The 15,991-nt window shown below is 74.6% G+C and carries 2 protein-coding genes; both read right to left on the reverse strand.

The window, feature by feature from the left end:
- Window positions 1-84: 84 nt before the first annotated feature.
- Window positions 85-13,791: an SDR family NAD(P)-dependent oxidoreductase gene (locus ACIBJF_RS31460; protein WP_399178777.1), complete on the reverse strand. Its 13,707-nt coding sequence runs from the start codon at window positions 13,789-13,791 to the stop codon at window positions 85-87.
- Between the two features lie 167 nt (window positions 13,792-13,958).
- On the reverse strand, window positions 13,959-15,686 hold the full coding sequence (locus ACIBJF_RS31465) for a fatty acyl-AMP ligase (RefSeq protein ID WP_399178779.1): 1,728 nt from the start codon (window positions 15,684-15,686) through the stop codon (window positions 13,959-13,961).
- Window positions 15,687-15,991: the final 305 nt, after the last annotated feature.

Genomic DNA, 15,991 nt, shown 5'->3' on the forward strand with positions numbered 1-15,991 from the left:
CATGAGAGCCCTTCACGATGTGCGCGTCCTTTCCCTTGCTTCCGACATCCGAGGAAGTCCTCGCCTGCTTGCTGCGGCACGTCCTCACTGCTGCTCCCAGGACCGGAACGCCCTCAGGCGGTCCGGTGTGACCACGGCCTCCAGGCGCTCGTCGTCCTGGTCACCGCCACCGAGCGCGGCCACCAGTCGCCGTGCCGGTACGTTGCGCTCCGTGCGCTCCGCCGTCAGCCGGACTTTCGTGCAGCCCAGTTCCTCGGCACGGTCGGCCAGCCACTGCAACAGGCGTTCCTCGACCCCTCGGCCGAGCGCCCGGCAGCTCATCAGCCAGCCCGTGACCTCGAGTTGGTCGCGGTCCGCGCACAGAGCGAGCAGGGCGATCTGCCCGTAGTCACCGAACCGGTCCCGGGCCGCCGCCGTCCACACCTCGCCCCGCTGCCGCCAGCGGGCGACGTCGCCGCCGTCGGCCGACCGGGGGTGGAGCGTGAACTGGTTGGTGCGGCGGACGAGTTGCTCGGCCCGCTGCACGTCGGCCTCGGACAGCGCCCGGATGTCGACCTCCAGCTGCAGCTGCGCAAGGAACTCCTCGAACCCGGCGGCTGCGCGGACAGTCTCCCGTTCCCTTTCCTGCGCGTAGAACCGGGCCCGCAGCGCGTCCTCGGCGGTCACCGCCGCGGGGACCAGCGGCCACAACCGGCCCAGGAACTCCTCAAGTTCGTCCGCGGACGGGCAGGTCACCGACAGCACCTGCGGCAGCGCGGAGCGCACCTTGGCGATCTCGGCGGGGTTGTCGTCCAGGAACAGGAAGCTGTCCAGGCCGAGGTCGAGCGTGCGTGCGGCCTCGGCCAGGCGGCCCGGCTTCGGTCCCCAGGCGGCCGACAGCACGCTGAAGTGCTCCGCCCTCAGCAGGCTGTCCGGGCGGTCCAGGACGGCGCGGACCGTGGCCTCGTCGTTGTTGCTGACGAGCGCCAGCAGCGCGCCCGCCTCGCGCCACTGCAGCAGCCTGCGCGCGAGCAGGGCGCGCGGACCGGCCAGGTCGACGGCCTCGGGGCCGATCTCGCCGGCGACCCCGCCCCACAGGGTCTCGTCGCCGTCCACCGCGATCACCTTGGGCGTGGGGCGCAGCACCGCCCGTACGACGTCGGCGAGGCGCAGCGCCACGGCCGCCTGGAAGGGCGGCGTGAAGGGCAGGTGGGCCAGCCGCTCGGTCCGCTCGTCGAAGCGTTCCCCGCCGGGGTGGTGCCGGGTCCAGTCGTCGGTGCCGAGCACCGCGATGCCGGGCAGGCCGGCCAGGTCGGCGGCGACCTCGCGCTCCCACTGCGTCAGTCGGTCCTCCTGACGGGCGGCGGGCAGGAAGCCGACGATCAGCGGCTTGCGGGTGCGTTCCGACAGCGCCTTGAGCGCGGCCGGGTAGGCGGTGCGCAGCTCGGCGAGCAGCGCGTCGTCGACCGGGCCGAAGCGCTCCAGGTCCACCGCCCGCAGCAGCACCACGCCCACCGCGGTCGCGGGGTCGGCGAAGACACCCGAGGGGTCCTGGAGACTCGCGAGCACGTGGTGGTACGGCGCCTCGGTGATCGCCGGTCCGCCGTCCCCGGCCCCGTTCTCGACGGCTGCCTCGCACATCAGCGGGAGGTTGCCGAGGGCGAAGGTGGCGGCGAGGGCCAGGGACCGGCGAGGTGCGGGCGCCGTACCCGCGGGAGTCCGGGTGCCGGCGCGCGCCGGTGCCGCAGGGTCCTCAGCCGCCTCCCCCAGCAACCGCAGGAACTCCTCCCCCAGCTCGGCGGTGGTCGCGGCGTCCAGGATGTCCAGGTTGTGGTCGAGCCGGACGCGTGCCGCATCCGGGGTCATGGTGATCATCAGGTCGAGGTCGGAGTAGCCGGTGCCGGCCGGCAGCACCTCCAGCCGGGTGAGGTGGCGCGAGGACCGTACGTAGTTGAAGTAGACCTCGACGAGCGGCGCGTTCTCCCGGTGCAGGCCCTGCCGGGCCAGGGTGGCCAGGACGTCGGAGAACATGGCGCCCTTGGCCAGGAGGCGCTGCAGGCGCGCGTCGGTGCGGCGCAGCACCTCGGCCACCTGTTCGCCCGCGCGGGCCTCGGCCGGGAACGGCACCGGCACGCCGAAGAAGCCCACCGCGTCGTACGCGTCGGCGTGGATGCGGGTGTCCACGGGAACGGCGAGCACGAACCGCTCCCGTTCCCGCTTTCCGGCCAGCAGCACCGTCAGGGTGCCGAGGCAGAAGGCGGCGGGAGTGACGGCCAGCCTGCTCGCGGCCGCCGCAACCCGTTCCATCAGCCCGTCGGGAATCGTCACGGTCACGCTGCCGGCCCGGTACGACCGGGTCGCCGGGCGCGGCCGGTCCAGCTCCAGGTCGAGCCGTTCGCTGCCGTGGAAGTGCTCGCGCCACTCGGCGCCCGCCCCCTCACCGCCCTGCTGGGCCTCGATGAGCAGGGCGATGTCGCGGTTGGTGACGGCGGCGTCGAGGGGGGTGCCGGACAGTTCCGCGTCGATCTCGCCGGCCACGAGCAGCAGCGACTGCAGGTCGCTGACCGCGTGGTGGGCGCCGAACACCAGAATCTGGCCGTGTGCACCGCCGTCCACCAGCTCGAACCGCCACAGTGGTGTCGTCGCCAGGTCGAACGGCGGCTCCAGCAGGGTGCGCAGGCGCTCGGCGGCGTCGAGTGGGCCTTCGACGGCCGTGCAGCGCAGCACCGGCTCCGCCGGTTCCCGGTCCACGCGCAGCTGCCGTACGCCTTCCTCCCCGGTGATGATCGCGGTGCGCAGGGCCGCGTGCCGCGCGACGAGCCGGGTGAGGATGCCGGTGAGCGTCTCCGGTGTGGTCGGCGCGATCAGCCGTACGGCGAGGCCGATGCCGTGCGCCGCGTCCGGCATGCCCGGCCGGGCGCTGCGCAGCAGTCGTACGACGTCCCGTGTCGCGGGCCGCAGTTCGGTCTCCGGGACCTCCCCGGCGAGGTCGCCGGAGTCCTGCCGCGCCACGGCGCCCCGCTCCGGAAGGCCCTCGGCCAGGGCCTGGGCGAGGCCGCGGATGTCGGACGCCGCGAACACGTCCGCGGCCGGCAGCTCCACGCCCAGTTCGCGGACGAAGGCGTTGCGCAACCGCACCAGCATCAGGGAGTCCAGGCCCAGTTCCTTCAGGGCCGTGGTCGCCGACACGTCGACCGCTCCTCCGGAGACCTCGCCGACCCGGGCCCGGACGTACGCCTCGAGCCAGGTGGCGCGGTCCTGGTCGGTCGTCGCCGCGAACACCTTCTTGACGAGGTCGTCCGAGGTGGCCGTGCCGGTCTGGACGGTGACCAGGTCGCCCAGGATCGGGCGGGTGCGCACGGCGTCGGGGACGAGCGTCAGCATCTCCCGGTCCAGGGCGATCGGCGCGAGCTGGCGGCGGGCGGTGGCCAGGACCCGCTCGAACAGCTCGCCTCCCTCCTGCGGCGAGAAGGCGACCAGGCCCGAGCGGCTGGTCTCGGCGGCCCGGGTGCCGGACCCGGCGACCATGCCGACACCGGCCCAGGCACCCCAGTCCAGGCTCAGCGCAGGGCGGTCGGTGCGGGAAAGGTGGTGTGCCCAGGCGTCGAGGAAGGCGTTCGCCGCCGAGTACGGGCTCTGCCCGGCCGACCCGAGGAGTCCTGCCGCGGAGGCGAACAGGACCAGGTTCCGGGTCTCCGGGATCAGCTCGGTGAGGAGGGCGGTGCCCAGGACCTTGGGGGCGAGGACGCGCAGGACGCGTTCGTCGGTCAGGTTCGCCACCGTGGCGTCGTCGAGCACTCCGGCGGTGTGCACGACCGTGGCGACCGGGCCGCAGGCGTGCCGTACGGCGTCCAGGGCGGCCGTGAGGCTCTCCCGGTCGGCGACGTCGGCGCGGGCCAGGTGCACGGTGACGCCTCGCTCTTCCAGACCCGTGATCCAGTTGCCGGCCTCCGCGTCGGGCGTGCCCCGGCTCATGAGAGCCAGTCGGCGGGCCCCGCGGCGGACCAGCCGCTCGGCGACGACGCGGCCGAGGCCGCCCAGACCGCCGGTGATCAGGTGCACACCGTCCACGGAGGTCTCGCCGTGACCGCCGTCGTCCGGGCGGGTGTGGGCCAGGCGCGGCACCAGGCGGCCGGTGCCGCGCAGCGCGACGAGCCGTTCGTCGTCGGCGTGCCTGAGCTGGGTCCACAGGGCGTCGACGCCGTCGGTGGGCGGCAGGTCGATCAGCGTGGTCGACAGCTCCGGGTACTCCTGCGCCACCGCGAGCCCGAAGCCCCAGGCGAGCGCCTGCTGCGGGTTGGTCACCCCGGTGCTGTGGCCGGCTGCCTGGCTGCCGCGTACGACCACGAACAGGCGCGGAGCCCGGCCCTGCGGACGGCCGGCGAGGGCGCGCACCAGGTGCAGGGTGCTCAGGCAGCACAGCCGCGCCGCCTGCTCGGCCGATCCGGCGTCGCCGATCGCCGGGGCGTCGAGGGCGGTCAGCTGCACCACCTGCTCGGGCTGTCCGCCCGCGAAGGCCTCCTCCAGCAGCCGGGCCAGGTGGTGCGGGTCGGCCGGATCGAGGACGTAGCGTCCCGGTCCCTCGACGGCGAAGGCGTTGCCGCTGCGGGCGACGACATGCGGCACCGAGGAGCCGAACCGCTCGCCGAGCGCGTCCGCCACCCCGGTGTCGTCGGCCAGGATCAGCCAGCTGCCCTTCACCGGCGGTTCCTGCGCCACCGGGCGCGGGTGCCAGCGGGTCTCGAAGAGGGCGCCGTCCAGCGGCGAGAGCGCGGCCAGCCGGAACCCCTCCATCTCCAGGACGAGTTGCCCGTCCTCGTCCCAGATCCTGAGGTCCAGGGTGGCGGTGTCGCCGGACACGGAGCGCAGTTCGCAGCCGGCCCAGGCAGGCGTGGTGCGCAGGCCGGTGAACCGCAGCCGTCCCGCCCCGGCGGGCACGAACGCCCGGCCCTCGGGGGCATCCTGGGGCAGGGCGACCGTGTGGAACGCGGCGTCGAGGACCGCGGGATGCAGCAGATAGCCCGCGGCGGGCCTGGCGGCCAGCCGGCCCAGGGCCGCCGAGTGGCCGCGGCGGCCCTGTTCCAGGCCCCGGAAGGCGGGGCCGTAGTCGATGCCGAGGGCGCTCAGCCCGGCGTACACCGCCGGCAGGTCCGCGTCCTGCGTGCACTGCTCACGCACGGCGGTGAGCCGCACGTCGTCGAGCCGTACGTCGGGCGAGGGCTGCTCGCCGGTCACCGCGACGCGTCCGCCGACGTGCCGCACCCACCGCGGGCGCCGCTCACCGGCGCCCGCGGAGACGACGGTGAAGGACCGGAAGCCGTCCCGGGCGGGCCGCAGCACCAGCTGCACCCGTACGGGCCGTTCGGGATCCATCCGCAACGGCTGCACGAACTCGATCTCGCTCAGGTGGACTTGGCGCCCGTCCTGCACCGCGGAGGCGGCCTCCAGCACCATGTCGAGGAAGGCGGCGCCGGGCAGCCAGACCTCGCCGTCCACCCGGTGGTCGCTCAGATAGGCGAAGCGGCTGTCCCGCAGGTCGATGTCGCTCTGGAAGAGGTGCCGGTCCGGCTCGTCGCTGGACTCGACGTGGGTGCCGAGGAGCGGTGAGGAGCCCGTGGCTGTGGCCGGGGCGGGCGTGAGCCAGTGGCGTTCGCGGGCGAAGGCGTACGTCGGCAGATCGACGCGGCGGCCTTGCGGGAACAGCGCCGGCCAGTCCGGCGCGTGCCCGGCAAGGTACAACTCGCCGACGCCGCGCAGCAGGACATCGGGCCCGTCCTGCTGACGGCGCAGCGAGCCGACGCCGGCCACGTCGATCCCGGCCTCCGCCGCCACCGCCTCGATGGAGGACAGCAGCGAGGGATGCGGGCTGAGCTCGACGAAGTAGCGGTAGCCGTCGTCCAGCATCCGCCGGACGGTGTCGGCGAAACGGACGGGCTGCCTGAGGTTGGCGTACCAGTAGTCGGCGTCCAGCCGGTCGCCGGAGACGGGTTCGGCCAGCACCGTCGAGTACAGCGGGGTCGACGCCTGTGCGCCCCGGATACCGGAAAAGCGGTCGAGCAACTCCGTGCGCAGAGGTTCCATCAGCGGGGTGTGCGAGGCGAACGGTGTCGACAGCCGTCGTACGGTGATCCCCCCCTCTTCGAGGTGGCGGCGCAGCTCGGCCAGTGCGTCGGCGGCGCCGGAGACGGCCGTGGAGCCCGCGCTGTTGACCGCGGCGACGAAGAGCCGGTCCGCGTAGGGGGCGAGCAGTTCCTCGACCTGCGCCCGCGGCAGTTCCACCGCGACCATGCCGCCCTGCCCGACCAGCGGGACGACGGCCTCGGCCCGACCGGTCACCACGGCCACGGCGTCGTCCAGGCCGAGGGCGCCCACGCTGTAGGCGGCGGCGATCTCGCCCAGGCTGTGTCCGACCACGGCGTCCGGGACCACGCCGAGGGCCCGCCACGCGGCGGCCAGCGCCGCGTTGACCGCGAAGAGCACCGGTTGCAGGCACTCGGTCCGGTGCAGCGGGGAGAACTCCTCCGGTGCCCGCAGCGCGTTGAGCACCGACCAGCCGACGTGCCGCTGCACCGCCTCGTCGATCCGGGTCAGCTCCTCGCGGAAGGCCTGGGAACCGGCCAGCAACTCCAGGCCCATACCGGGCCATTGGCTGCCGTGCCCGGAGAAGACGAAGGCCACCCTGCCCGTCTCCCCCTCGCGCGGCGTGGCCGGCTGCGCCCGTCCGCTGCCCAACGCATCGAGTGCGGCGCGCAGTTCGTCCGCGTCGCCCGCCGTGACCGCCGCCCGCCAGGGGAAGTGGCTGCGGTGCCGGGCCAGGGTGTAGGCGACGTCCGGCAGCGGCGTGTCCCCGGTCAGGTGTCGGGCCAGCCGTGCGGCCTGCCCGCGCAGCGCGGCCTCGCTCCGCCCGGATAGGATGAACAGCCGCTTGCCGGACGGAGGTTCACCTGCGAGGCCGGGCTCCGCCGCGGACGGTGGGGCCTCCTCCACGATCACATGCGCGTTGGTCCCGTTGATCCCGAAGGCGCTGACCCCGGCCCGCCGGACGCGCTCCTTCGCCGCCGGCCACGGCAGGGCCTCCTGCAGCAGGTGCAGACCGCTGCCGTCCCACTCGACGTACCGGCTGGGTGTGCCGGCGTGCAGGGTGGCCGGCAGCATCCCGTGGCGCAGCGACTGCACCACCTTGATCAGCCCGGCGATGCCCGAGGCGGCCTGCGTGTGCCCGAGGTTGGACTTGAGCGAGCCCAGGTACAGCGGGCGGTGCCGGGGGCGGGAGGCACCGAAGACCTGCGCCAGGGCGTTCGCCTCGATCGGGTCGCCCAGCGTCGTGCCGGTGCCGTGCGCCTCCACGTAGTCGATGTCGGCGGGTTCGAGGCCGGACAGCTCCAGGGCCCGCCGGACCACGTGTTCCTGCGCCGGGCCGTTGGGCGCGGACAGGCCCTGGCTGCGGCCGTCCTGGTTGACGGCCGTGCCGCGCAGCACCGCGAGCACCTCGTCGCCGTCCCGCCGCGCGTCGCTCAGCCGCTTCAGTACGAGCATCCCGGCGCCCTCGGCCCAGACGGCGCCGTCGGCGTCGTCGGAGAAGGAGCGGCAGCGGCCCGTCGGGGACAGACCCCGCAGCCGGCTGAACTCCACGAAGGTCTGCGGGGTCACCATGAGCGTCACACCGCCGGCCAGCGCCAGGTCGCACTCGCCCGACCGCAGCGCCTGCGCCGCCAGGTGCACCGCGACGAGCGACGACGAGCACGCCGTGTCCACCGTCAGCGCCGGGCCGTGCAGCCCGAGCGCGTACGCCAGCCGGCCCGAGGCCACGCTGAGCGCCGACCCGGTGCCGACGTACCCGTCCAGCTGGTCGAGCCGGGAGCCCGACAGGTAGTCGCTGCCGAACATGCCGACGTACACGCCGGCGGTGCTGCCCGCCAGTTCGGCGGGGACGATCCCGGCGCGCTCCAGCGCCTCCCACGCGGTCTCCAGCAGCAGCCGCTGCTGCGGGTCCATGGCGGCGGCCTCCTTCGGGGTGATGCCGAAGAAACCCGCGTCGAAGGACTCTATGTCGTCCAGGAAGCCGCCCTCCCGGGCGTACGACTTGCCCGGCGTCTCCGGGTCGGGGTCGTACAGCGACTCGACGTCCCAGCGCCCGGCCGGGAACGGGCCGACCGCGTCACGGCCCTCGGCGACCAGCTGCCACAGCTCCTCCGGGTCGCCCACGCCGCCCGGCAGGCGGCAGGCCATGGCCACCAGGGCGACCGGCTCGTCGTGCGCCGCGGTGCGGGTGTGCGGCGCGGCGGGCGCGGGACGGCGGGCGGTGGGGCCGCTCGTCGCGATCACGGTGGCCAGCAGGTGCTCGGCGAGGCGGGCCGGGGTGGGGTGGTCGAACAGCAGGGTGGCCGGGAGGCGGGAGCCGAGGCGCGCGCCGATGCGGTTACGGAGCTCCACCGCCGTCACCGAGTCCATGCCGAGGTCGCGCAGCGGCTGGTCGTGACGGACGGACTCCGCCGAGCGCAGACCGAGGGCGCGGGAGGCCTCCTCGCGGACCAGGGCCAGGACGCGGTCGGCGCGCTCCGCCTCCGGCAGCCGGGCCAGCCGGTCCGCCAGGCCGTCCGTGCCGTCCTGCCCGGTGCGGGGCGCGGGCAGCAGGGAGCGCCACAGCGCGGCCGCACCGCCGCCCGCGCCGGCCGTGGTCTCGCGCAGGCGGGGCAGGTCAAGCGCACAGGCGACCAGGTGCGGGGCGTCCCGGCGCAGCGCGAGTTCGACGAGGTCGCGGCCCTGTTCCGGAGTCAGGGCGCGGTGGCCGAGGCGGGCCATCCGCTCCAGGTCGGCGTGTTCGGCGGCGAGGCCCTCGCCCGCCCAGGCGCCGAAGGAGACCGACACTGCGGGCAGCCCCGAGGCGCGCCGGTGGTGGGCGAGTTGGTCGAGGAAGGCGTTGGCGGCGGCGTAGTTGGCCTGGCCCGCGTTGCCGACGACACCGGCGGCGGAGGAGACCAGCAGGAACAGGTCGAGCTGCGCGTCCGCGGTGAGCCGGTGCAGGTGGGCGGCGCCGTCCACCTTGGGGCTGAGCACCCGCGCGAGGCGTTCGGGGGTCAGCTCGGCGACCACCCCGTCGTCCAGGACGCCGGCGCAGTGCACGACGCCGCGGAGTTCGCGGGCGACGGAACCGACAATGTCGGCCAGGGCCGCAGCATCGGCGACGTCGCATGCCGCCACCTCGACCGCGGCGCCGAGCGCTGTCAGTTCCGCGGTGACCTCGGCCGTGCGCGGGTCGTCGGCTCCGCGCCGGGACGTCAGCAGCAGGCGAGGTACGCCCCGTTCGGCGAGGAGCCGGGCGATGTGGCGTCCGACGGCGCCGAGGCCTCCGGTGATTAGTACGGTGCCGTCGACGGGTGTCCGTGCACGGTCCGTGTCGGCGGCGCGGGCGCGCACGAGCCGGGGCACGAGCAAAGTGCCCGCGCGCCCGGCGAGTTCGGGCTCGTCCCGGTGCGCGACGACGGCGAGCAGGGCAGCCGCGGGATCGGTGTCCTCGAGGTCGAGCAGCGTCAGCCCGAGGTCCGGATGCTCGGCACGGGCGCTGCGGGCCAGGCCCCACAGCGCCGACTGGGCGAGGCCCGGCACGGTGTCCCGGTCGTCGGCCGCGACCGCGCCGCGGGTCACCCAGATGGTCCGGGCGGGTGCCTGCTCCTGTGCGGCGAGTGTCTGCAGCTCGGCCAGCGCGGCTTCCGTCACCTCCCGTGCGGCGGCGTCCGTTTCGGCGTCCTCGTCCGGCCGTGGCCACAACCGTACGAGCACGTCGCCACCCGTGTCGCGACATTGGATCCCCGCGGCTTCGAGGCTGCGCAGGGCCGCGGCGACGTCGGGGTCGGACGGGTCGCCGACGACGGTCCAGTCACCGGCCGGTGCCTGGACGCTCGGTTCGGGCGCGGCCGTCCAGGCCACCTCGTACAGGTGCCGCCCGTTGCCCGAACCGCCGGCGAGATCCGCCGGGCTCGCGGCCCGCAGCCGTACGCCCTCCAGCCGGCCCGCGGGGAAGCCGTCGGCGTCCCACAGCATCACGTCCAGCGTGAGATCCGTTTCGGTGGCGCCGGTGCGCCGCACGAGCGCGATGAGGTCGTCGGCGCCGCCGTGCGACAGCGCGGCGCGGCCCACCGCGATCGGAAGGAGCACCGGGCCGTCGGGGGCGGCGCCTCCTTCGAGGGCCGCGGCCACGTGCAGCGCGGCGTCCAGCAGCGCCGGGTGGACCGGGTAGGGGTCGGCCAAGTCGTGGGCCGCGGACGGCAGCGACAGCCGGGCCAGCAGCTCGCCGGCGCCGGGCACCACCGCCTCCCGTACGCCCTGGAAGGCCGGACCGTAGCCGAGACCGAGCCCGGTCAGCCGCTCGTAGGTGTCCGGGCTCCAGGCGGGCTCCGCCGCCTGAGGCCACACCGGCGGCCGCTCCGCCGCCTCGGTCGCCGCGGCCGCCGAGGCGGTGGCGTGCAGGGTCCAGCCGGTGGCCTCCTGGCCGCGCGGGCGGCTGTGCACGGTGATCTCCGGTGCCGGGCCGGCGGTGACCACCTCGACGGACACCTCCACCGTGCCGGAGGCGGGCAGCACGAGGGGTGCGAGCAACAGCAGGTCGGTCACGTCGGCCGGATCGTCCGGGCGGGCCACGGCGAGGGCGGCCCGGCACAGCTCCAGCAGGGTCGTGCCGGACACCACGGTCCGGCCGAACACGGTGTGGTCGGACAGCCAGTCGGCGGTGGCCGGGGACCACTCGTTGCGGAAGGTCCAGCGGGTCTCGTCGGCCGACTGCAACTGGACGCCGAGCAACGGGTGCGCGGCGCGGTCGAACAGGCCCGGACCGCCCGAAGCCGGCTCGGGTGCGATCCAGTGGCGCCGGGTGTCCCAGGCGTAGGTCGGCAGGTCCGCCCGGACGGTGTCGGCGACCAGGCGCCGCCAGTCCAACCGCCGTCCGCAGACGTGCAGTTCGGCGGCTGCGCGGTCCAGGCAGGCGGGTCCGTCCTCGTCGCGGCGGAGGGAGCCGACGGCGACCAGCTCGTGGCCGGAGTCCTCGCCGATCGTGTGCAGGGCGGTGAGCAGGGACGGATGCGAGCTGAGTTCGACGAAGTGCCGGTAGCCGTCGGCCGCCATGCGCTCCACCGCGGGCGCGAAGCGGACGGGTTCGCGCAGGTTGGTGTACCAGTAGCCGGCCTCCAGCTCCTCGGTGACCGGCTCACCGGTGACGGTGGAGTACCAGACGACCGACGTGGGGTACGTGGTCACGCCGTCGAGCTCGTCGAGGATCGTCGCGCGCACCTGCTCGACCCGGGCGCTGTGGGAGGCGTAGTCGACGTCGAGGCGACGGACGAAGACCTGTTCCCGGTCGAGGTCGGCGAGCAGGCCCTCCAGCGGCTCCACGTCACCGGCGATCACGGTCGCCCGGCCGCTGTTCACAGCAGCGACCGAGACCCGGTCGCCGAGACCCTCGAGGCGGGTGACGACCTCGGTGTGCGGCAGGCCGACGACGGCCATGGCGCCGGTGCCGGACAGCTCGGTCAGGGCCCGGCTGCGCAGGGCGACCACCGCGGCCGCGTCATTGAGGCTGAGCGCACCGGCGACGCAGGCCGCCGCCACTTCGCCCTGGCTGTGCCCGATCACGGCGTCCGGCCGGACGCCACGGGCCCGCCACACCGCGGCCAGGGACACCATCACCGCGAAGAGCACCGGCTGGACGACATCCACGCGGTCCAGGGACGGGGCTCCCGCCTCGCCGCGCAGAACCGCCGCCGCGGACCAGACGGTGAACGGTCGCAGGGCGGCGTCGCAGCGGTCGAGCTCGTCGGCGAACACGGGATCGCGTTCGAGCAGGTCACGGGCCATGCCGGCCCACTGGGCGCCCTGACCGGGGAAGACGAAGGCCACCTTGTCCGCGGGCAGCGTCCGCCGGGGGCCGGCGGTCGGCCCGGGGTCGAGCCGGCCCTCCGCGAGGGCCCGCAGCGCGGTCAGCAGTTCGTCCCGGCCGGCCGCCTGGACGACGGCACGGTGCTCGAAGTGGGTGCGGTGGTGGGCCAGCGTCGCGGCCACGGCGGGCAGGGGCAACTCCGGCCGCGCGACGAGACGTGCGTGAAGTCGGTCGGCTTGCGCCTGGAGCGCGGGGAGCGTGCGGGCGGAGAGCGGGAAGAGCGTCGGGCCGGGCAGCTCCGCCTCCGCCCCGGCCGGTGCGACGGCGTCCTGCGGTGCCTCCTCCAGCACGACGTGCGCGTTGGTGCCGCTGATGCCGAACGCGCTCACCCCGGCCCGCCGCACGCGGTCGCCGCCGCGCGGCCACGCCCGGGCGCTGCCGTGCACGACCAGGCCGCTGCCCGCCCAGTCGACGTGCTCCGTGAGGGTCTCGGCGTGCAGGGACGGCGGCATGAGCTCGTGCCCGAGGGCGAGCACCGTCTTGATCACGCCGCCGATGCCCGCGGCGGCCTGGGTGTGACCGATGTTGGACTTCAGCGAGCCGAGGCCGAGGGGCCGGTCGGCGGGGCGACCCGGTCCGAAGACGGCGGCCAGTGCACGGCCCTCGATGGGGTCGCCGAGCCGGGTGCCGGTGCCGTGCGCCTCGACGTGGTCCACGTCGTCCGGCGCGAGTCCGGCGGCGTCGAGGGTGGCGCGCAGCACCCGTTCCTGCGCCGGGCCGTTGGGGGCGCTCAGCCCCTGGCTGCGGCCGTCCTGGTTGACGGCCGAGCCCTTGACCACGGCGAGCACCCGGTCGCCGTCGCGGCGGGCGTCGGCGAGCCGCTTGAGCAGCACCACACCGCAGCCCTCGGCCCACACCACGCCGTCCGCGTCGGCCGAGAAGGGGCTGCACCGCCCGGACGGCGACAGCCCGCGCAGCCTGCTGAACTCCACGTGTCCCCGCGGGGTCACCAGCAGGCTCGCGCCGCCCGCCAGGGCGAGGTCGCACTCACCTGCCGCCAGCGCGCGGGCCGCCAGGTGCAGGGCGACGAGGGAGGAGGAGCAGGCGGTGTCGACGGTGACCGCCGGGCCCTGCAGACCGAGGGTGTAGGCGATGCGCCCGGAGGCCACGCTGGGTGCCGAGCCCGTGCCGACGTGCCCGTCGAGCTGGGTCAGCGAGGCGGAGGCGAGGTATCCGCTGTCGTACAGGCCGATGTAGACGCCCGTGAGGCTGCCGTGCAGCGTCTCGGGGACGATCCCGGCCCGCTCGATCGCCTCCCAGCTGGTCTGCAGCAGCAGCCGCTGCTGCGGGTCCATGGCGTCGGCCTCTCGTGGCGAGATCCCGAAGAAGGCGGCGTCGAAGCGGTCGATGCCGTCGAGGAAGCCGCCACGCAGCGTGTACGCCTTGCCGGTGGCCTCGGGGTCGGGGTCGTAGAGGTTCTGGGTGTCCCAACGGCCCGCCGGCACCTCGGAGATGGCGTCCTCGCCGGCGGCGAGCAGCCGCCACAGCCCTTCGGGGTCGTCGGCGCCGCCAGGGAAGCGGCAGGCCATGGAGACGATGGCGATGTCGTCGTCTACCGCCCGCGGCGGAGCCTCGGCGGAGACCGGGCCGGCCCTCGGAGCGGGCGGCTCGCCGAGGACCGCGTCGGCCAGCGCGGCGATCGTGGGGTGGTCGAAGACGAGCGATGGCTCCAGTGGTCGGCCGGTCCGTGCGGAGAGTTCCGCGGCCAGCGTCACCAACTGGCGTGACCCCAGCCCGAATTCCGCGATCGGCCGGTCCGGGTCGACGGCCAGCGGGTCGAGCCCGGCGGCCTCGGCGACGGCCGACCCCAGCCAGGCCCGTACGTCCTCGGCAGTGGTGAGGGGCGTGATGGTGGACTGCTTCCGGGGCTCGTTCGCAGGCATCTGGGCAGGTGTCCTCAAGCAACGGTGATGCGGGCGGATTCCGCACGACCGCATGCGGCAGCGGCGTACGGCTGACATCGGGTGACGTACGGCCGAAGTCGACGGACCTGCGGCCGCGGAGGGCGGACGTGCGGCCGGCGCGGGCGGGCGCGCCGGCGGCGGTGGGGTCATCCCGTGACGCGCACGTCCACCAAGGCGAGGGTGCCGTCGAGGTAGGCCGCCCGCGAGGCGCGGCGCTGGATCTTCCCGCTGGACGTCTTCGGGATGGTGCCGGGGCGGACCAGCACCACGTCCCGCACCGACAGGCCATGGGCCTGGCCGATCGCGCTGCGCACCAGGTCGGTGATCTTCTCGGCCTCGCCGGCCGCCTCGGGCGCCACCTCGGCCACCACGACGACCTGTTCGCCCTCCGCACCGCCGGCGTCCACGGAGAACGCCGCGGTGCAGCCGGGCCGCAGTGCCGGGTGGGACAACTCCGCGGACAGCTCCAGGTCCTGCGGGTAGTGGTTGCGCCCGTCGATGACGACGAGGTCCTTCAGGCGGCCGGTGACGAACAGTTCGCCGTCCCGCAGGAAGCCGAGGTCGCCCGTGCGCAGGAAGCGGCCTTCGCGGCCGATCAGGGTGGCGCGGAAGGTCTCGCGGGTGGCAAGGGTGTTGCGCCAGTAGCCCTTGGCCACGCTCGCGCCGGTGACCCATATCTCGCCGACCTCGCCCTCGGGCAGTTCCTCCTGCCGGTCAGGGTCGGCGATCACCACGGTGATCCCGGTCCCGGGCCGGCCGCAGCCCACGGCGGCCGCGTCCGCCTCGCCGGCGTGCGGGCCGGTCTCGGCGGCCTCCAGCAGGGTGGGCGGGGCGTCCACCGCACCGCCGGTGACCATCAAGGTGGCTTCGGCCAGGCCGTAGCAGGGGTAGAACGCCTCATGGCGGAAGCCGGCCGCGCGGAAGGTCTCGGTGAACCGTCGCAGCGTGGCCGCGCGCACCGGTTCGGCGCCGTTGAAGGCGACCTTCCACGCGCTCAGGTCGAGGCTGTCGACCAGGTCGGCGGTGGCGTGCTTCAGGCACAGCTCGTAGGCGAAGTTGGGGCCGCCGCTGGTGTGCGGCCGGTAACGGCTGATCGCGGTCAGCCAGCGATCGGGGCTCTGCAGGAAGTGCAGCGGCGAGAAGAGCGTGGCCGTGGCGCCCAGGTACAGCGTGTTCAGCACCGGGCCCATGAGACCCATGTCGTGGTAGACGGGGAGCCAGCTGAGGATCAGTTCCCGGCCGTGCTCCGCGAGGGCGTCCGGGGTGTGGCCCATCCGCTCGGTGATGATCCGCTCGTTGTCCAGCAGGTTGCCGTGGGTGACGGCCACACCGCGCGGGGCGGAGGTGGAGCCGGAGGTGTACTGGAGGAAGGCCACCGAGTCGGCCGTGAGGTCGGGGGCGTGCCAGGAGCCGGCCGCGTCGTCGGGAATGTCCTCGGTGGCGACGCGGGGGACCGTGTCGGGTTCGGGCAGGTACTCGGTCCATGTGCGCAAGGCGCGGATGACTTCGCGGCCGCCGAGGATCACCTTGGCGTCGGAGTCGGTCATCAGACGCTTCATCCGGATGAGAGCGCGGTGGTTCTGCGCCCGTCCCTGCGGGGGCACGCCCGGCACGGCGACCACGCCGGCAGCGAGGCAGCCCAGAAAGGCGGAGACGAACTCCAGGCCGGGCGGATGGAGCAGCAGGGCGCGCGAGCCGGCCAGGCCGCGGTCCTGGAGCCAGGCGGCCACGGCCCGGGAGCGGTGGGCCAGTTGTCCGTAGGAGATGTCCTGGATGTCCCCGTCGCAGTCGCCGGTGAGGAGGTACCGGTAGGCGGTACGGTCGGGCTGTTGCTGGGCGTGTACGGTCAGTAATTCGACCAGGGAACGAGCCATGTGACGAGTCCCACCTGTCCGGGTCAGCGGGTGAGGGAACTGGAGTTCGACGGCCGCGTGATGCGCACGCGCAGAAGCCGTTGACCGGGCCCCCTTGCCAGGTCATCCGTCTCGCCACTCGCCCGGCGGCGAGATGGCCGCAGGTCTCCCCGCGTCCCCCCACTCAGCTTGCTACCAATGAGTAACACCATAACAAGTCCCGCCGGTCGACGGGTCGAACGCATGTAAACGCTGCGTGTCCAAAAGGAGTTGGCTGTCCGCCGGCTCCGCTGGGCCGGCTCCCCCGTCCACGCACCCGGCGCCCG

The sequence above is a fragment of the Streptomyces sp. NPDC050743 genome, assembly GCF_044456925.1.
Lineage (GTDB): Bacteria > Actinomycetota > Actinomycetes > Streptomycetales > Streptomycetaceae > Streptomyces.

What these genes read in the sequence shown, in the direction of transcription:
- ACIBJF_RS31460 (WP_399178777.1), bottom strand. Translation starts at nt 13,791, where the DNA reads ATGCCTGCGAACGAGCCCCGGAAGCAGTCCACCATCACGCCCCTCACC.
- ACIBJF_RS31465 (WP_399178779.1), bottom strand. Translation starts at nt 15,686, where the DNA reads ATGGCTCGTTCCCTGGTCGAATTACTGACCGTACACGCCCAGCAACAG.